This is a genomic window from Vibrio sp. 99K-1 (genome assembly GCF_013114585.1).
GTDB lineage: Bacteria > Pseudomonadota > Gammaproteobacteria > Enterobacterales > Vibrionaceae > Vibrio > Vibrio chagasii_B.
In genome coordinates, this window is the sequence record NZ_VTXF01000012.1 from 49,286 (window position 1) to 67,665 (window position 18,380).

The 18,380-nt window shown below is 46.8% G+C and carries 15 protein-coding genes and 1 riboswitch; of the genes, 10 read left to right on the forward strand and 5 right to left on the reverse strand.

Going from position 1 to position 18,380, the window contains the following annotated elements:
- Nucleotides 1-17 precede the first annotated feature (17 nt).
- Nucleotides 18-117, reverse strand: a riboswitch (purine riboswitch).
- Between the two features lie 301 nt (nt 118-418).
- From gmk to recG, 4 genes are all read left to right on the forward strand, one after another.
- A complete protein-coding gene (gmk, locus tag F0228_RS11215; protein ID WP_008224466.1) occupies nt 419-1,042 on the forward strand; it encodes a guanylate kinase in 624 nt (207 codons plus the stop codon).
- A gap of 119 nt (nt 1,043-1,161) precedes the next feature.
- On the forward strand, nt 1,162-1,434 hold the full coding sequence (gene rpoZ / locus F0228_RS11220; RefSeq protein WP_009848003.1) for a DNA-directed RNA polymerase subunit omega: 273 nt from the start codon (nt 1,162-1,164) through the stop codon (nt 1,432-1,434).
- 39 nt (nt 1,435-1,473) lie between these two features.
- Nucleotides 1,474-3,600 carry a bifunctional GTP diphosphokinase/guanosine-3',5'-bis pyrophosphate 3'-pyrophosphohydrolase gene (gene spoT / locus F0228_RS11225; protein WP_171730406.1) on the forward strand — a complete coding sequence of 709 codons (2,127 nt, stop codon included), beginning with the start codon at nt 1,474-1,476 and terminating at the stop codon, nt 3,598-3,600.
- Nucleotides 3,601-4,232: 632 nt separating this feature from the next.
- On the forward strand, nt 4,233-6,311 hold the full coding sequence (gene recG / locus F0228_RS11230; RefSeq protein WP_171730405.1) for an ATP-dependent DNA helicase RecG: 2,079 nt from the start codon (nt 4,233-4,235) through the stop codon (nt 6,309-6,311).
- Nucleotides 6,312-6,674: 363 nt separating this feature from the next.
- Here the strand turns inward: recG and envZ are convergent, their stop codons facing one another.
- Both envZ and ompR read right to left on the reverse strand, forming a co-directional pair.
- Nucleotides 6,675-7,970, reverse strand: coding sequence for a two-component system sensor histidine kinase EnvZ (gene envZ, locus F0228_RS11235; protein WP_105057739.1), 1,296 nt, complete (start codon nt 7,968-7,970; stop codon nt 6,675-6,677).
- 166 nt (nt 7,971-8,136) lie between these two features.
- Nucleotides 8,137-8,856, reverse strand: coding sequence for a two-component system response regulator OmpR (gene ompR / locus F0228_RS11240; protein ID WP_008218409.1), 720 nt, complete (start codon nt 8,854-8,856; stop codon nt 8,137-8,139).
- A gap of 174 nt (nt 8,857-9,030) precedes the next feature.
- Here ompR and greB point away from each other — a divergent pair, with 174 nt between their 5' ends.
- Together greB and F0228_RS11250 are read left to right on the forward strand one after the other, a co-directional pair.
- Nucleotides 9,031-9,513, forward strand: coding sequence for a transcription elongation factor GreB (gene greB, locus F0228_RS11245; protein WP_116869822.1), 483 nt, complete (start codon nt 9,031-9,033; stop codon nt 9,511-9,513).
- 663 nt (nt 9,514-10,176) lie between these two features.
- Nucleotides 10,177-12,507 carry a Tex family protein gene (locus F0228_RS11250; RefSeq protein ID WP_171730404.1) on the forward strand — a complete coding sequence of 777 codons (2,331 nt, stop codon included), beginning with the start codon at nt 10,177-10,179 and terminating at the stop codon, nt 12,505-12,507.
- Between the two features lie 267 nt (nt 12,508-12,774).
- Here the strand turns inward: F0228_RS11250 and F0228_RS11255 are convergent, their stop codons facing one another.
- Both F0228_RS11255 and bioH read right to left on the reverse strand, forming a co-directional pair.
- Nucleotides 12,775-13,248, reverse strand: coding sequence for a hypothetical protein (locus tag F0228_RS11255; RefSeq protein WP_061033121.1), 474 nt, complete (start codon nt 13,246-13,248; stop codon nt 12,775-12,777).
- 252 nt (nt 13,249-13,500) lie between these two features.
- Nucleotides 13,501-14,277, reverse strand: a complete 777-nt coding sequence (gene bioH, locus F0228_RS11260) for a pimeloyl-ACP methyl ester esterase BioH (protein WP_061033120.1) — start codon at nt 14,275-14,277, stop codon at nt 13,501-13,503.
- Nucleotides 14,278-14,370: 93 nt separating this feature from the next.
- On the opposite strand from bioH, the gene F0228_RS11265 reads away from it, so the two are divergent.
- The 4 genes from F0228_RS11265 to cysQ all read left to right on the forward strand — a co-directional run bounded on the left by F0228_RS11265 (nt 14,371) and on the right by cysQ (nt 17,480).
- The gene (locus F0228_RS11265) at nt 14,371-15,084 is read left to right on the forward strand and encodes a ComF family protein (RefSeq protein WP_171762234.1); all 714 of its coding nucleotides are present in this window, start codon (nt 14,371-14,373) and stop codon (nt 15,082-15,084) included.
- 109 nt (nt 15,085-15,193) lie between these two features.
- Complete coding sequence (gene nfuA, locus F0228_RS11270; RefSeq protein ID WP_004741449.1) at nt 15,194-15,778, forward strand: Fe-S biogenesis protein NfuA; 585 nt, start codon at nt 15,194-15,196, stop codon at nt 15,776-15,778.
- A 288-nt stretch (nt 15,779-16,066) separates the two neighbouring features.
- Nucleotides 16,067-16,618 carry an ADP compounds hydrolase NudE gene (gene nudE / locus F0228_RS11275; RefSeq protein WP_061033119.1) on the forward strand — a complete coding sequence of 184 codons (552 nt, stop codon included), beginning with the start codon at nt 16,067-16,069 and terminating at the stop codon, nt 16,616-16,618.
- 34 nt (nt 16,619-16,652) lie between these two features.
- On the forward strand, nt 16,653-17,480 hold the full coding sequence (cysQ, locus tag F0228_RS11280; RefSeq protein ID WP_004741451.1) for a 3'(2'),5'-bisphosphate nucleotidase CysQ: 828 nt from the start codon (nt 16,653-16,655) through the stop codon (nt 17,478-17,480).
- A gap of 119 nt (nt 17,481-17,599) precedes the next feature.
- Here cysQ and F0228_RS11285 read toward each other — a convergent pair whose 3' ends face one another.
- Nucleotides 17,600-18,379 carry a type II secretion system protein N gene (locus F0228_RS11285; RefSeq protein ID WP_116869826.1) on the reverse strand — a complete coding sequence of 260 codons (780 nt, stop codon included), beginning with the start codon at nt 18,377-18,379 and terminating at the stop codon, nt 17,600-17,602.
- Between the last annotated feature and the right edge of the window lies 1 nt (nt 18,380).

The window sequence follows — 18,380 nt, forward strand, 5'->3', positions numbered from 1 at the left end:
TGCTGTGAGAATAGAGAGGTCTCTACACTAAAAACTGTAGTCACCAAGATAGGCTCGGTAGTAGAAACGTCTAGACCTTTTTACTAGACATATACAGCATTTAATCGTTTGCGCGGATTGTAAGGATTGAGATTAAAACTTCAACAAATTTTGTCCAGATCACATAAAAAAGTGCAGTTGATGAGTGATTACATTTCTAGAACGATCTTTGAGAAGATCATTCGCCAATAAATAACGATCAAGCCAGTTGTTCTCAATCATCTAAATATGCTACTCTTCGCCTCCATTTTTCTGACCTAATTTTCACCAGTTGCCGCTCTATACGCGCAATTACCGGAACGTAATTAAGGTCAGTGCTATCTTTTATAGTGTCGGTTTATCGCCTTCACTCAATCCAACCAACAGTGGAAATATACAGATGGGCAAAGGTACTCTTTACATCGTATCTGCACCTAGTGGCGCAGGTAAGTCGAGCTTGATCTCAGCAATGCTAGAAACCAATCCAACCTACGCAATGAAGGTATCTGTTTCACACACCACTCGCGGTATGCGCCCTGGTGAAGAAAATGGTGTTCACTACCACTTCGTAGAGAAGCATCACTTCGAAGATCTCATCAAGAAGAATGAATTCCTAGAGTACGCTGAAGTATTCGGCAACTACTACGGTACTTCACGCGTTTGGATTGAAGAAAACCTAGACCGCGGTATCGATGTATTCCTAGATATCGACTGGCAAGGTGCTCGTCAGATCCGTGAACAGATGCCTCAAGCGAAGAGTGTATTCATTCTTCCACCATCAAATGGTGAGCTAGAGCGTCGTCTAAACGTTCGTGGTCAAGACAGCGAAGAAGTTATTGCGAAACGCATGAGCGAAGCGAAGTCAGAAATCTCTCATTATAATGAGTATGACTACGTGATCGTGAATGATGACTTTGATGCAGCCCTAATGGACTTCAGAGCTATCATTCGTGCGGAACGCTTAAAAGAAGATAAGCAAGCAGCAAAATACAGCGGCATGCTTACTGCTCTACTGGCGGAATAAGCTAGCAAGACTAGATTTTCCATTGAGATAAGTATACGGTGATCTAGAAAGTCTCTAGTTTAACTTGTATACTTTCTCGTCATCAAAAATTTATTAGTTAATTACTATTTGGAGTCCTCATGGCACGCGTAACTGTTCAAGACGCTGTTGAAAAAGTTGGCAACCGTTTCGACCTAGTTCTTATTGCGGCTCGCCGCGCACGTCAAATGCAAACTGGCGGTAAAGATTCACTAGTGCCTGAAGAAAACGATAAGCCAACGGTTATCGCTCTTCGCGAAATCGAAGAAGGTCTTATCACTAAAGACGTACTAGATGCTCGTGAACGTCAAGAGCAACAAGAGCAAGAAGCGGCTGAACTTGCAGCAGTAAGCAGCATCGCTCACACTCGATAAGAACGTCATTCGAACTAATTAACCTTCCGGGCCTTTAATTTGTATCTATTCGATAGCCTCAAAGACGTTGCCCAAGAATACCTAACAGAGCCTCAAATTGAGGCTCTGCGTCAATCTTATGTGGTAGCGAGAGACGCCCATGAAGGGCAAACCCGCTCAAGCGGTGAACCATACATTATCCACCCTGTAGCTGTTTCAAGAATCCTGGCAGAAATGCGTCTGGATATCGAAACCCTACAAGCTGCTCTACTTCATGATGTGATTGAAGACTGTGATGTCACTAAAGAAGATCTAGAGGAAAAATTTGGCAATACCGTTGCTGAATTGGTAGATGGTGTATCTAAGCTGGATAAGCTTAAATTTCGTGATCGCAAAGAAGCGCAAGCAGAGAACTTTCGTAAAATGGTTCTCGCAATGGTGCAAGACATCCGCGTTATCTTGATCAAATTAGCTGACCGTACTCACAACATGCGTACGCTTGGGGCACTTCGTCCTGACAAAAAGCGTCGTATTGCTCGTGAAACCCTAGAAATCTATTCTCCACTAGCTCACCGTCTTGGTATTCATAACATCAAGACCGAACTAGAAGAGCTGGGCTTCGAAGCCCTCTACCCTAACCGTTATCGCGTACTGAAAAACGTAGTGAAAGCTGCGCGTGGTAACCGTAAAGAGATGATTCAACGTATCCATAGCGAAATTGAAGGCCGCCTTGAAGAAGTTGGTTTACCTGCTCGCGTACTTGGTCGTGAAAAGAACCTGTTCTCCATCTATAACAAGATGAAAACTAAAGAGCAGCGTTTCCACACCATTATGGACATCTACGCTTTCCGCGTGGTGGTTGATACCCCAGATACTTGTTATCGCGTACTTGGTCAGGCCCATAGCCTGTACAAGCCTCGCCCAGGCCGCATGAAAGATTACATCGCGGTACCAAAAGCCAACGGCTACCAATCTCTGCACACATCAATGATCGGCCCTCACGGGGTGCCAGTTGAAGTTCAGATCCGTACTGAAGATATGGATCAAATGGCGGACAAAGGTGTCGCGGCACACTGGTCTTACAAAGGCAACGGCTCACGCAGCAGTAATGGCACAACCGCACAGGTTAAAGCACAACGTTGGATGCAGAGCTTACTTGAACTACAACAAAGCGCTGGTAACTCATTCGAATTCATTGAAAACGTTAAGTCTGATCTGTTCCCAGATGAGATCTTCGTGTTCACGCCGAAGGGTCGCATTGTCGAACTTCCTGCAGGCGCAACAGCGGTCGATTTTGCTTACGCGGTACATACCGATGTCGGCAACATGTGTGTAGGTGCTCGTGTAGACATGAACCCTTACCCACTCAGCAAATCGCTGAAGAACGGTCAAACCATTGAGATCATCAGTGCTCCAGGCGCACGTCCGAATGCAGCATGGCTCAACTACGTGGTGACATCACGTGCGCGTACTAAGATCCGTCAGGTTCTGAAGACTATGCGCCGTGAAGAGTCGATTACCTTAGGTCGTCGCCTACTGAACCACGCACTTGGCGAGCACTCAATTGGTGATATTGGCGAAGAGAACGTTGAACATGTGTTGTCTGATCTTCGTCTCGATAGCGTTGAAGACTTGCTAGCATCAATTGGTCTTGGCGAGCTGATGAGTATCGTGATTGCTCGTCGCCTGCTAGGTGATGCTGACGAACTGACTGAAGTGGAAAACAACAGCGACACACCGAGGAAGAAACTTCCTATCCGTGGTGCTGAAGGTCTACTACTGACGTTCGCTAACTGTTGTCACCCAATTCCAGATGATCACATCATTGCCCATGTATCTCCAGGTCGTGGCCTTGTGGTTCACCGTGAAACGTGTCCAAACGTTCGTGGTTACCAAAAAGAACCAGACAAATACATGGCGGTGGAATGGTCTGACGATTACGACCAAGAGTTCACAGCCGAACTACAGGTTGATCTGCAGAACCACCAAGGTGCACTGGCTGAGTTAACTAACGTTATCTCGAAAACAGGCTCTAACATTCACGGTATTTCAACCGAAGAACGTGATGGACGCTTGTACACAGTGACAATCTTGCTGACCACCAAAGATCGTGTTCACCTTGCGAGCATTATGAAGAAGCTACGTGTGATGCCACACGCGCTCAAAGTAAGACGCCGTAAGAACTAGAGCAAAGTAAAGATGAGGGATTCGAGATAGCGAGATGCGAAGAGCAAAAGACTTCGTGACTCACTATCTTGGCTCCACATCTGATTTAGTTTTTTGAATATCGATAGATAAAGCGATAAGGCAGATGAGAGATACGAGTCTCGAGATGCGCAGAGCAAAAGCTTTTCACCACTCAACTTTTCGTATTTCGAGTCTGCTTTAATTTTTTCTACTGTCCTATTCCTCTCATCTGCCATTTACATACATCCCGTACTCGCTCTTAGTCTTTTCGTATCCCGCATACTCGCATCCCATATCTGCTCTTATCCTTCCGAATCCCGCATACTCGCATCCCATATCTGCTCTTACCCTTTCGCATCTCGTTTACCCGCCCCCCATATCTGCTCTTATCCTTTCGCATCTCGTTTACTCACATCCCGTATCTACTCTTATCCTTTCGCATCTCGTTTACCCGCATCCCGTATCTGCTTTGATTTTTTCTACTACCCTATTCCTCTCATATCCCGTACTCGCTCTTAATCTCTTCGAATCCCGTTTACTCGCATCACGTATCTGCTTCTAAGCTTTATCCTGTACAAAAATCCAGTAAAATGCTTGAATAGATCATCACTCTTACGTTTATGAGCCTTGTTATGTCACAGCTTTTATCTGCTATCCCTCTCAACTCTTTATCTGGAGTCGGCGCTAAAGTCGCAGAGAAACTGGAAAAGGTTGGACTTAACAATGTGCAAGACCTGCTATTTCATCTGCCTTTGCGCTATGAAGATAGAACGCGTATCTATCCGATCATCAAACTGCACGCAGGAATCTGGGCCGCTGTTCAAGGCAAGGTGATGAGCGTAGATACCATTTTCGGTAAACGTAAGATGTTGGCGGTAAAGATCAGCGATGGTAATGGCACCATTACGCTGCGCTTTTTCAACTTCACTGCCGGAATGAAGAACAACTTTACCGAGGGCAAACAAGTCCATGCTTATGGCGAAATCAAGCGTGGCAATATGGGGCTTGAAATCGTCCATCCGGATTACAAATTCTTTGCTCCAAGACAGCAACCAGACGTGGAAGCAAACCTGACTCCGGTGTATCCAACCACTGAAGGACTAAGACAAGTCACGCTGCGTAACCTGACCGACCAAGCGTTAGAACTGATCGACAAAGCAGCCGTCAATGAACTGCTACCGTCTGGCTTATACGACCATCAAATCACCCTAGCACAAGCACTGCATACCATTCACAGACCGCCTCCGGGTATCGACCTAGAGTTGTTTGATGAAGGTAAACACCCAGCACAGCTGCGCTTGATTATGGAAGAGCTACTGGCTCAAAACCTATCGATGCTGTCGGTCCGCAGTAAAGGACAGCAAGACAAAGCGATGCCGCTTCCTCCAGTGAATACACTCAAAGATAAGCTACTGGCTCAGCTGCCATTCTCGCCAACCAATGCTCAAGCACGCGTAACCCAAGAGATTGAAACTGACTTAGAAAAACCACACCCAATGATGCGCTTAGTACAAGGGGATGTAGGTTCAGGTAAAACCTTGGTTGCTGCACTAGCGGCTGTTCGCGCACTGGAACATGGCCAGCAAGTAGCACTGATGGCACCAACGGAACTATTGGCTGAGCAGCACGCGATCAATTTCGCCAACTGGTTTGAAGCCATGGGCATTCAAGTTGGTTGGTTGGCAGGCAAACTCAAGGGCAAAGCTCGTGAGACTGAGCTGGCGCGAATTGCCAGCGGCGAAGCGCAAATGGTGGTGGGTACTCATGCCCTATTCCAAGAACACGTCGAGTTCAAAAACCTTGGATTAGTCATCATTGATGAGCAACACCGATTCGGTGTCCACCAGCGACTAGAACTACGTGAGAAAGGTGCTAAGCAAGGCTACTATCCTCACCAGTTAGTGATGACAGCAACGCCAATTCCACGAACATTGGCAATGACGGCCTACGCCGATCTCGAAACCTCAATCATTGATGAATTACCACCGGGTCGAACGCCCATTCAAACTGTGGCAATTCCAGATACCAAGCGTGATGACATTGTTGAGCGCGTGCGTAATGCCTGCCTCAATGAGGGTAAGCAAGCCTATTGGGTGTGCACACTGATTGATGAGTCTGAAGTATTGGAAGCGCAAGCTGCTGCAGACACCGCAGAAGAGCTGCAACGAAAACTGCCTGATGTGAAAATTGGTTTAGTACACGGCCGAATGAAACCTGCCGAAAAACAAGCAGTGATGCAGGAGTTCAAAGAGAACAAACTGCACTTACTGGTTGCCACAACCGTGATTGAAGTGGGTGTGGACGTACCGAATTCGAGCTTAATGATCATCGAGAACCCAGAACGTCTTGGCCTAGCGCAATTACACCAATTACGTGGCCGTGTTGGCCGTGGTTCGGTCGCAAGTCATTGTGTACTGCTGTATCACTCACCACTATCAAAAACAGCTCAGAAGCGCTTAGGGGTGCTGCGTGAGAGTAACGATGGCTTTGTGATTGCTCAGCGAGACCTAGAGATCCGCGGCCCAGGTGAACTGCTTGGCACTAAACAGACCGGCTTGGCTGACTTCAAGATTGCCGACTTGGTACGAGACCAACGTTTAATTCCTGAAGTGCAGCGTATCGCACGCCATATTCATGATAGCTACCCAGATAACGCTAAGGCGATCATCAATCGCTGGTTGGGTGAACGTGATGTGTATTCTAAGGCGTAATAGCCCCAGATATTCCCGCTTACAACGTAAAAAGGCTTCCATAAGGAAGCCTTTTTTCTGCGCATTACTTTAATAAGCCAAGAGCGAGATTCCCTACTCATTCGTTCATCACGATAGGGAATGACGAAAGGTTGCAGATAGCTACCGTCCGACTCAGATTTTACCACCAGTCTTACTCAACCTCTTTCTCTAGCGTCAGTTCTACACAGTAAGAAAGAGCTTCAAGGTTAAACACACCGTTTGCGCTTAATAAACCTGAACACTTATCATACCGTCATCTCCGAGAGGGAAGAATGACCGAGTCGGGGATCTCTTAATAGTTCCCCGAACCAAACTCATCGAAATCACACGGACCGATGACAACTAGGGCTTAACAGGGAAACTGATCTGCGCTTTTAAGCCACCTTCACTGCGATTATTGACCACCACTGCGCCTTGGTGTTGGCTGACAATACGCTTGACGATCGCCAAACCTAATCCTGTTCCTTCACTACCACGAGCCGTATCACCACGAGTGAAGGGTTCAAATAGCTTGCCGATCTGGTCTTGTGGGATACCCGGGCCGTTATCCTCTACCGTTACCCAAGCCAGTTTGTTATCCGCTGTCATGCCAGTCGATACCTTGACCCAGCCATTACCGTAACGCAGCGCATTCACCACCAAGTTACTCACCGCACGCTTCATCGCGATCGGATTGCCTAATGCAGGCTTCATGGTATCCGGGATATCAGTTTCAATCTGTACCTCATAGCCACCTTCAGAGCTTGATACCTCGCGTGCAATATCATCCACAAACACCGCTTGGAATGATTCACGATCGACGGGCTTCAAGTAGTCCATAAACTGGCTGATGATCTCATTACACTCTTCGGTATCACTGATAATGCCTTCCGCTAAATAGGCATCTTCTGGCGACATCATCTCGGTGGCTAAACGGATACGCGTTAATGGAGTGCGTAAATCATGACTGATACCCGCCATCAACAAAGCTCTGTCTTCTTCCAGTTCTTGAATGCCTTTCGACATCTGGTTAAAGGCGCGAGTTACTGAACGAATCTCTTGAGCACCTTGCACAGGCAGTGGCGGTGGAATATCACCACGACCGACACCCTGCGCTGCTTTCTCAAGCGCAATGAGTGGGCGGTTTTGCAATCGGATGAACAGCCAACCACCAGCAACGATCAACATCGCCATGATCAAGCTATTACGAAATAGCGGTGCAAAGTCTTCTTCTTGTAGCTCAGAGAGCGGAATTCGAATCAATGAGTTAGGCAGCTGTGCTATGTCCATCCACAACACATAGCTCTCTTTACCTAAAATCAGCCGCACTTCTGTTTCAGAGCCTAATTCTTTGGTCATCTCCTCACTCATCAGGTCAATCGATACTGCGTGGTAATACTCACCCGCCGCTTCGCTGTCCTTGGCGTGGACCGTTACTCCAAGTTGCTCAAGTACGCGCTGGCGCAGTGGTGCGTCGATCTCGATATCACTGCCTTGGTCCAATACTAGGTTTAACTCGTGCGCCAATATCTTATTAAACTGCTGTAAGCTCGGCATCAAAGCGTAGTTAAACACGGCGTAGTAAGAAAAGATTTGGCTAGCGACCAATAGCGTTAAGAAAAGCACTATCGACTGAGTAAAGGAGCTACGTATGCGCATGGGGCACCCAAAGTGTAGAGAGAAAAAACAAAGCGTTATATGACTATAACTCTAAACAATTATCCTGAATACAAAACGGGCCATCACATATCAATGAGATGGCCCGTAAATAGAGAATTCTGAATCACAGAATCAATAAAGCTGCTGTAGAGCTTATTAAGCTGACTTACACAGCCTTACCATCAGGAACAAAGACATAACCTAAGCCCCACACCGTTTGGATGTAGCGAGGTTTGCTTGGGTCTTCTTCCACTAGACGACGTAGACGTGAGATCTGCACATCGATAGAGCGTTCCATTGCTGAGTACTCACGGCCACGAGCCATATTCATCAACTTATCGCGAGACATTGGCTCACGAGCATTGGTAACTAGTGACTTAAGCACTGCAAATTCGCCCGAAGTAAGCGGCATTGGTTCTTCGCCACGGAACATTTCACGTGTACCTAGGTTCAAGCGGAACTCACCAAACTCAACCACAGACTCTTCAGTGCTTGGTGCGCCTGGTGCTTCAATCACTTGGCGACGTAATACTGCTTTGATACGAGCAAGCAATTCACGTGGGTTGAATGGTTTTGGTAGGTAGTCATCAGCACCGACTTCCAATCCAACAATACGGTCCACTTCATCACCTTTTGCCGTCAGCATTAGAATAGGCAGTGAGTTGTTTGCGTTTCGTAGACGACGACAGATCGATAGACCATCTTCGCCCGGCAACATTAAATCCAATACCATCAAGTGAAAATTTTCACGGGTTAACAGGCGGTCCATCTGCTCACTGTTTGCCACGCTACGCACTTGAAAGCCTTGCTCTGACAGATAGCGCTCTAACAGTGCACGTAAACGAGCATCGTCATCGACCACTAAAATTTTGTAGTTTTCTTGCATGTAATGGTTCCACCTATTAATCGCTTATTGGGTTATAAGCTTTTGGGCACAGTCTAATGAGTTAATACATTAAAAATGTAACATTATTGGAGAAAAAGTCGCCTAAATAATTGTTAACGTATGTTGCCTTTCTATATATTCTATCTTAGATCATCATTTCATTAAGTAAGATTTATGAAAACCAAACTTATCACCCGAGAAGGTTATAACAAGCTCAAAGCCGAACATGACCACTTATGGCACGAGAAACGCCCTGAAATTACTAAGATAGTCACTTGGGCGGCAAGCCTTGGAGATCGCTCAGAAAACGCAGATTACACCTTCAATAAGCGTCTACTTCGTCAGATCGATCGCCGAGTTCGTTTCTTAAGAAAGTTCCTACCTGATGTCACGATCGTTGATTACTCGCCACAACAAGAAGGTAAGGTATTTTTCGGGGCTTGGGTCGAAATCGAGAATGATGATGGGGAAATTAAGAAGTTTCGAATTGTCGGTCCAGAAGAGATCTATGGCGATGCTAAAGGTTATATCTCTATCGACTCGCCAATGGCTAGAGCTCTACTTAAGAAAGAAGTGGATGATGAATTTACGGTAAAAACACCGGAAGGCGACAAAGAGTGGTTCATTAACTCGATTCGCTACGCAGACAACAAATAATTCTACTTATTAGTCACTTAGCGATGTACTGAGTATCTATAAAACCCAAACTCCAGATAAAAGAAAACCCCGCAAGGCTTTCGCCTAGCGGGGTTAAGTCTCTATCGCAGCAATCCGGCTACTGTTTATCTCTTCTAGATAAGGTGCTCCCTGCATCTTTCCTTGATAATGGCTAAATCCTTTAACCAATTTCCTTTTTGTTCATCGCCATCCTAGCGGTGTCCATTCTAGCCTGTCGTCCTGACTGGCGAATCTCATCCAGAGATTATCACTTCCTTGCTGACCACTCATCCTAAGTAATCAAATCTTCATCCTGAAGATACCTAGTCCATTAGGCTTTTTCCTGTTCCTGCCAACTCCCTGTCGACAAGTTAAATATTACGGGAAATGGCCGTGTTTCCTAGATAGTCCTAAAAAACATTTGCTGTGGGAAATACGCTCAAAAACATAAAAACCAATCAAATCATTAACTTATATTTTTATTGGGACAATTTTCTGAGTTTAAAGTGACTTAGTCTCACATCACTTGTAAGAGATCTCGCACAAAGCGGGTATCACAAACGGAAATTCGACTTCTGACAGGATAATTACACAGTCAAAGCTAGAAAAAGCGTACGCTCACCCCCATATATTTGTCACAATATTAAATAAGAGATTCATCGGATGAGCCAAGCTATCTGTCGACTGATCGCTGAAGAACTGAATGTTCGTTCTGAGCAAGTCACCGCCGCAGTAACCCTAATTGACGACGGTAATACCGTTCCCTTTATTGCCCGCTACCGTAAAGAGGTTACGGGAGGCTTAGACGATACCCAATTACGTAACCTTGATAGTCGCCTTTCTTACCTTCGTGAACTTGATGATCGTCGCCAAACGATTCTTAAGTCGATTCAAGACCAAGGTAAGCTCACGCCAGAGCTCGAGCGTGATATCACTCACGCCGACAGCAAGACTCGTCTAGAAGATTTATACCTACCTTACAAACCAAAACGTCGCACGAAAGGTCAGATCGCGATTGAAGCAGGTTTAGAGCCACTTGCCGACACACTGTGGAATGAACCACAGCACGATCCAGAAACGGAAGCAGCGAACTTCATCAGCAACGATAAAGGCATTGCCGATACCAAAGCCGCGCTCGATGGCGCTCGTGCGATCATCATGGAACGCATTGCGGAAGACGCAAACCTACTAGAAAAGATTCGCCAACACCTAACACGCAACTCAGAGCTAGTCGCTCGTGTAGTGACAGGTAAAGAGCAAGAAGGCGAGAAGTTCAAAGACTACTTCGAGCACAACGAAACACTCAGCAAGGTGCCTTCTCACCGTGCACTTGCGATGTTACGTGGCCGAAATGAAGGCTTCCTAACCCTAGCGATGAATGCCGACCCTGAACAAGAAGAAGGCGCTCGTGGTTCTTACTGTGAAAACATCATCTCTGATCACTACGGTATTACACTGAGCAGTGCACCTGCAGATGCATGGCGTAAGCAAGTGATCAGCTGGGCATGGCGTATTAAGGTTTCTATGCACATGGAAACCGAACTCATGGGCGCGATGAAAGAGCGTGCAGAGATCGAAGCAATTGAAGTATTCGCCACCAACCTAAAAGACCTACTGATGGCTGCGCCTGCTGGCCCTCGTGCAACGTTAGGCCTAGATCCAGGTTTACGTACCGGTTCGAAAATCGCGGTTGTCGATTCAACCGGTAAGGTCCTCGCGACAGAAACCATTTACCCTCACCCACCACAAAAGCAATACGACAAATCAGCACACGTTGTTGAGCAGATGGTTCGTCAGTTCAACGTTGACCTGATTGCAATTGGTAACGGTACCGCTTCACGCGAAACCGATAGCTTTGTGGCTGATGTGATTAAGCGTGGCAACCTAAAAGCGCAAAAAATCATTGTCAGCGAAGCCGGGGCATCGGTGTACTCAGCGTCTGAATTAGCAGCGAAAGAGTTCCCGAACATGGACGTATCGCTGCGCGGTGCTGTATCTATCGCGCGTCGTCTACAAGATCCTCTGGCGGAGCTTGTGAAGATTGACCCTAAATCGATCGGTGTGGGCCAATACCAACACGATGTAAGCCAAACCATGCTTGCTAAGCGCCTAGATGCGATTGTCGAAGACTGTGTAAACGCGGTGGGGGTTGATGTGAATACCGCTTCGGCTGCGCTGCTAACTCGCGTAGCGGGCCTCTCTAGCGCTATCGCTCAGAACATCGTCGACTACCGTGATGAAAATGGTCGCTTTGAAGCACGTACGACACTGAAAAAAGTCGCTCGTTTAGGGCCTAAAGCCTTTGAACAGTGTGCTGGCTTCCTGCGTATCATGGACGGCAAGAACCCGCTAGATGCATCATCGGTGCACCCAGAAGCTTACCCAGTGGTGAAGAACATCGCTGAGAAAAACCAGAAAGACATCAAGTCTTTGGTAGGTAACACAGACTTCCTACGCGGCCTGCATGCGATTGATTACACCAATGAAAACTTTGGTGTACCTACGGTGACTGACATCATCAAAGAACTGGATAAGCCCGGCCGTGACCCTCGCCCTGAGTTCAAGACTGCTACCTTCGCCGACGGCGTAAACAGCGTTTCAGACTTGGAGCCAGGCATGATTCTAGAAGGTGTGGTATCAAACGTGGCTAACTTCGGTGCCTTCGTCGATATCGGCGTTCACCAAGATGGTTTAGTACACATTTCAGCGCTTACCGATCGCTTTGTCTCTGATCCACGTGAAGTGGTTAAAGCGGGTGACATCGTGAAAGTGAAAGTGATGGAAGTGGATGTTCAGCGTAAACGTATTGCACTCAGCATGCGTATGAAAGATGAGCCGGGACAAGACAACCGAGCTCAACGTTCAAGTGCACCCCGCACGCAAAGCCGCCCGAATCAACACTCGCAAGGTGGACAACGCCGTCGTGAAGAGCCACAACAAAATGGCGCAATGGGCGGTGCATTCGCAGCTGCTTTTGCTAAAGCGAAAAAATAATCCAATAGCGCATTTGAAAAACAGATTCGCCTAAAACAGAAAACCTGCATCCCTTAGGGTATGCAGGTTTTTTTATTATGTGTTCAAAAGAGACATCGAAGCTTGGTTGTATCCTTCGTGTTTATACTCAAAATAATTGGAGTTGCAGCTAGGCAACCTTTTCCTTACAAAGGTATGAAGTTCAGCCCTATGAGCATAGGGGGTCTATGTGATTAGGGTGAACTTACGCAGTTAACAACGCTGCAGCTTCAAGTATGAAGAGTATAATTATAATACGACCAACATCTCTGACGGAGCATGAGGCGCAACAGCATGACCATAATGATATTTTATGACCTTACGTCGTTTCTCCATCTGTCCCTCCTGAATCGCCGCATCTAAAACATGCTTTGGCAGGCGGAAACGCATGGTATAGCCTTTTCCTTGGTCAGCACTGTATGTTCTCAGCGCTAACAAGCTGAACAGCCGCTCAAAAGGGTCTTGTGGCTCTTCTTGGCTAACCGAATTGGCCTCTGACTCGTTCTCCATTTCATAACCTGGATGGTCAGAAGGATCCCAAGCCGACTGCTGCCTTCGTTTATCGTCTGATTTTACCTTACGCTCTGCATTGGTTCTCGCCAATGCTACTGCGGGAGCAACAGGCTCTCGGACTCTATTATCACGCGCAACTTGCTCTGTTTGCACATTAACGGACGGGGCGATTAGTGGCACACTCACTGCAGTTGCAGGTGACACAATCATCGCGAACTCTCCTCAAGAATCGCCCATCACTATTGCCATAACACTGTTGTACCGAGAACACACAACAGGCATAGCCCAACTTACCGCAATCAGCTCTGGAGAGAGTTAGGTCTGAGTATCATGCAACACGTTGGTGTTATACCAATCGTAGTAAATAACTGATCATCCTAGCTTGTTAAAACGCTATTGTTGAACACTTACTGTGATTGGTATTAGGTTATATATCGACCGAGCCGGATATAAATTTAGCAATTATTTTTGTGCGAAGCTGACTAGCTCACTGCAGAAGGCATCCGCTTCCGTCATAAACGGTGCATGCGAGGATTGAGTAAAGATGTATTGCTCGGTGTGAGGCAGTGCATTGCCCAAGTCTTTGGCAACCTTGATTGGTACTAGCCCGTCTAATCGACCATACAAGCGCAGCATAGGAACGGAAATCTCCGGTAATTGCTCTCTTAAATCGACATCAGACAACATCTTCAGTCCTGACAATAATGAATCAGGGTTTGGTAATGGGCGAGACAGCACCGCTTGCTTGAGCTGTTTTACATCTTGCCTTGCTGATGGGCTGCCCATGGCTTGCAATGCCATAAAGCGTTCGATGGTGGTTTGGAAATCTTCCACCAACTGTTCCGTAAACGCGGTTAATACGTTGGGTTGGATACCGCGCCATAGCACCGGCTCTTTCGCGGCTGCGAATTTCGGTGAACTAGCAACCGTCACCAGCTTGCTCACATAATCGGGGTGATGAAGAGCCATATGCGTCGCTACCAAGCCACCAAGTGACCAGCCGACCCAAATCGCTTGCTTTGGTGCTTCGGCCAACAGTTGCTGGGCTATCTCTTCAAGATCTTGAGCGTGGCAATGAGAGCTGTGTCCGTAACCTGGCAAATCGACAACGTGCACACGGAAATCAGTCTCTAACGCATTAACGGTTTGCTGCCAGACAGCACCGTTCATTCCCCAGCCGTGAACCAACACCAAATCGGGGCCCTGTCCTGAAACATGCCAATATAACGCGTCACTCATTCTCAATATTCCCTACTTTTTCCATCAGCGATAACCTGCACTTTTCAGTATGGTGAGCAAAAGGAACACCATAACCCAAAAGCATCGCGAGCTATGTTATCCGATTGGCTACAAAAACACACACCACGTCTGGTCACACCTCAATGCCACCTCTGTAAGCTAGATAAACAGCCAGATGATCACCACCCTCGATGGTGCAATAGTTGCCTAAAGCTGTTCGAGCTAGTGCCTCGCTGTCAAAGGTGCGGATTGAAAACGGTCACAGCCGTCGAACAATGCGGTGAGTGCTTAGCTAACCCGCCACCTTGGCATCGGCTATATTGTGTCGGTGATTACACCTTTCCAACTGCAGGCTATATCCAACAGATGAAGTATGCCGATAAATTCTGGTTTGCCCGAGATCTGTCGACCTTGCTCGCGTCACGCATCAAAGAACCGGCATCGCTAGTCACCAGTGTTCCCTTACATTGGCGTCGATACTTTCATCGTGGTTTTAATCAAAGTCAGCTACTGGCGCGTTACACCGCTCAAGACCTCAAGGTGGAGCATGCCGTTTTATTCAAGCGCATCCGTTCAACCGCTTCGCAGCAAGGGCTAACTAAATCAGCCAGAAAAAGTAATTTGAAAGGCGCATTCGCGATGAGAAACACCAGCTTCTCAGCGATGGATGACTCGCATGTCGCGATAATTGATGATGTTGTAACCACAGGCAGTACTGTGCATCAATTATGCCAATTATTACTTGAAGTAGGGGTGAAAAGGATTGATATTTACTGCATCTGCCGCACTCCTGAGCCCTCTGGATAACTGGCGTGAGTCGCTACTTGTACAGCAATCCAACAAAAAAGGGCTGAATTACAAATCTGACAGGAGTAGAATGGCGCTAATAGCCTACAAATTTACTCAGGTATTCGTCGTGTCAAATATTACTATTACAGAAACAGCTCAAACTCATTTTGCCAATCTGCTGTCACAGCAGCCTGAAGGTACAAACATTCGTGTGTTCGTGGTAAACCCGGGTACACAAAACGCAGAGTGTGGTGTTTCTTACTGCCCTACAGATGCTATTGAAGCGTCTGACACAGAACTTAAATTCGAAGCTTTCTCTGCATACGTAGATGAGCTAAGCCTACCGTTCCTAGATGAAGCTGAAATTGACTTCGTTACTGACAAAATGGGCTCTCAACTAACGCTTAAAGCACCAAACGCTAAGATGCGTAAAGTAGCTGACGATGCACCACTTCTAGAACGTGTTGAATACGCAATTCAAACACAAGTTAACCCACAACTTGCTGGTCACGGCGGTCACGTTAGCTTGGTAGAAATCACTGAAGACGGCGCAGCTATCGTGGCATTCGGTGGTGGTTGTAACGGTTGTTCTATGGTTGATGTAACGCTAAAAGAAGGCATCGAAAAAGAGCTTCTTCAACAGTTCGAAGGTGAACTGACTGCTGTTCGTGATGCAACAGAGCACGATCGTGGTGAGCACTCTTACTACTAATCTCTGATTAAGTATGAATGATTTTTTGAAAGGTTGATGCGCAAGCGTCAACCTTTTTTGTTTTATGGATGAACAAGTTAGGACTATCACGTTCTCTCTATACTCTTTTGTTATCCAGTAAAACTTCACCTCGTTACCATCTTGAGTAAGGTATTCAAGTGATCGTAATCGATTCTTGCTTCAATAATTTTCGGATATGAAAACTCGGATCTAGGAACTCAAGGTCATTTCCCCTATATTAGAATGACTTTATAAGAAAGAATTCCAATGAGCTAAGGAGCGAGCGCAATGACAAAAAGGACCAAGCCAGAGATTTTGGCTAAACAAACTGTCGCTCAATCAAGACTATTCTCTATCGAGTCTCTCGACTTACGCTTTTCAAACGGTGAAGAGCGCACTTACGAACGCATGAAGCCTAGCGGGCGCAACGCAGTGATGATGGTTCCGATTACTGAGCAAGGCGATATTCTATTAGTACGTGAATATGCAGCGGGAACTGAACGCTACGAACTCGGCTTTCCAAAAGGGCTGATTGATCCAGGTGAGCAACCAAGTGACGCCGCGGTTCGTGAACTCAAAGAAGAGATTGGCTTTGGTGCTAACAAACTCACTCCGCTCAAGGAAGTGATTCTCGCTCCCTCTTACTTTTCTAGCAAAATGACGCTGTTTATCGCAGAAGACCTCTACCCAGAGAAGCTAGAAGGTGATGAACCTGAACCACTGGACATTGTGCGCTGGCCGCTTGCTCAAGCCGAAGAGCTATTAACGCATCTCGACTTCTGTGAAGCTCGCAGTATTACCGCCCTACTATTGACCCTTCGCTCGCTAAATAATAACTAAAGCCATAAGCGCTCCGAAGAGTAAGAGAATATTTATGCCAACAACAAAAGATTTGTCTCATCTCCTACCCTCTGTGATTGAAGTTGCTCGCTCTGCAGGCCAGCTCATTTTAGAGATCTACGAAAAGAAAGATTACGAAGAGTTCACCAAAAGTGACGACACGCCAGTCACCAGTGCCGATCTGGCAGCGCATAAACTGATCTCGAAAAAACTGAGTGAGCTCACGCCAGATATCCCAGTGCTATCTGAAGAGGCCGCTGACATTAGCCTAGAAAAGCGCGCGCAATGGGATCGCTACTGGCTGGTTGACCCATTAGATGGAACGCAGGAGTTCATCGCAAGAAGCGGTGATTTCGCGACAATTATTGCACTAATTGAGCACAATAAGCCGGTGATGGGTGTGGTGTATGCACCAGTTTCTGGTGTGAGCTATTACGCTTACAGCGGTAAAGGGGCTTGGAAGATTCCAGACCTTAACGACAGCGTTAAAATCAAAACGCATCGTCATGAGTTACCAAACCAATCTATTGCAATGGCGATTAGCCGTCGCCAAGACATCAATCGTATCACTAGCCGTATGAGTCCCGCTTGGAACTATGACTTAGTGCCATTAGGCTCAGCAGCTTTGAAAGCCTGCCTGGTCGCAGAAGGTGCTGTCGATTGTTACTTGCGCCTTGGGCCTACTGGTGAGTGGGATACCGCCGCGACGCAGTGCATTGTTGAAGAGGCGGGTGGACGCATTTTAAGCACGCAATTAGAGCCACTCTCTTACAATGAAAGAGAGACGCTTGAGAACCCGAACTTCATTGTGCTGGGTGATGCAGACTTACCATGGGCCGAGATCTTACAGAGCAAAGATTAGGGTCTGTTGACCTTTCGATCTGATACAGTATTCAAATAAAATGGGCACCTCGATGAGGTGCCCATTTTTTTATGTCTTGTTATCGGATAACCAGCAGAAACTAGTTATTAAGAAGCTAACTAGAAGCGCCCTTGATAACTAAACTGGTACTTACCTTGGCTATCTGGATTACCAAGCCACTTAAGCTGACTCTGCATGGCTGGCGGGAATTCTGCACCCGGTTTAAACCATGCTGCCGAGGTGTAGCTTTGATTTGGTGTAACATTCGCAGAGAACTCGCTATCCACTTGAGCACTCTTCTGAGAGCCCTTGGCTGCCAGTGTATTATCTTCACAAGTGATGTCAGCAATCACAGGGCCAAGATCCAACGAACCCACTGGCGAGTCGACTGCAGCACCAGACCAAGCCACAGTGCCTTCTCCAGACTGACACCAAGGTTGAGCATGAACCGCATGCTTGATCGTCAGCTCTACTTGTCCACCAATTGAAACCGGGACTGGAATCGCTGGCGCATACTTCATCACGTTAGCAGCGGGCATTGATGCTACTAAGTTTTCCGCATACGCACCACTCATGCTGTACCCAACGCGCCCTTTTCCTGACAAGTTCATGTCGCTATTACGACCAAAACGAACCGCTAATTCAGCTTTGGCTTGGAAGAGTTTAGAGAACTGGAAGTCCCACTGCACTGAACCATAATTAACACGCTGCCAAGAAATATTATTAGCGCTGCCTTGCCAAACCGTTCCTTCAACACCTTCAATATTCAAGCCACGCAAAGCCGGTGCATGTTTGATTACAAAAGAGGCCGGTAGATGCAGCAACAGACTAACCGAGAAAAAGACAATAAAGATGCCGCCAAAAAGTAAACCTAACTTCAAAGATAAACCGCGTTTCACA

Bases quoted from the DNA above. Each gene is read 5' to 3' on its own strand.
- gmk (WP_008224466.1), top strand. From the start codon at position 419: ATGGGCAAAGGTACTCTTTACATCGTATCTGCACCTAGTGGCGCAGGT.
- rpoZ (WP_009848003.1), top strand. From the start codon at position 1,162: ATGGCACGCGTAACTGTTCAAGACGCTGTTGAAAAAGTTGGCAACCGT.
- recG (WP_171730405.1), top strand. From the start codon at position 4,233: ATGTCACAGCTTTTATCTGCTATCCCTCTCAACTCTTTATCTGGAGTC.
- envZ (WP_105057739.1), bottom strand. From the start codon at position 7,970: ATGCGCATACGTAGCTCCTTTACTCAGTCGATAGTGCTTTTCTTAACG.
- ompR (WP_008218409.1), bottom strand. From the start codon at position 8,856: ATGCAAGAAAACTACAAAATTTTAGTGGTCGATGACGATGCTCGTTTA.
- greB (WP_116869822.1), top strand. From the start codon at position 9,031: ATGAAAACCAAACTTATCACCCGAGAAGGTTATAACAAGCTCAAAGCC.
- F0228_RS11250 (WP_171730404.1), top strand. From the start codon at position 10,177: ATGAGCCAAGCTATCTGTCGACTGATCGCTGAAGAACTGAATGTTCGT.
- F0228_RS11255 (WP_061033121.1), bottom strand. From the start codon at position 13,248: ATGATTGTGTCACCTGCAACTGCAGTGAGTGTGCCACTAATCGCCCCG.
- bioH (WP_061033120.1), bottom strand. From the start codon at position 14,277: ATGAGTGACGCGTTATATTGGCATGTTTCAGGACAGGGCCCCGATTTG.
- F0228_RS11265 (WP_171762234.1), top strand. From the start codon at position 14,371: ATGTTATCCGATTGGCTACAAAAACACACACCACGTCTGGTCACACCT.
- nudE (WP_061033119.1), top strand. From the start codon at position 16,067: ATGACAAAAAGGACCAAGCCAGAGATTTTGGCTAAACAAACTGTCGCT.
- cysQ (WP_004741451.1), top strand. From the start codon at position 16,653: ATGCCAACAACAAAAGATTTGTCTCATCTCCTACCCTCTGTGATTGAA.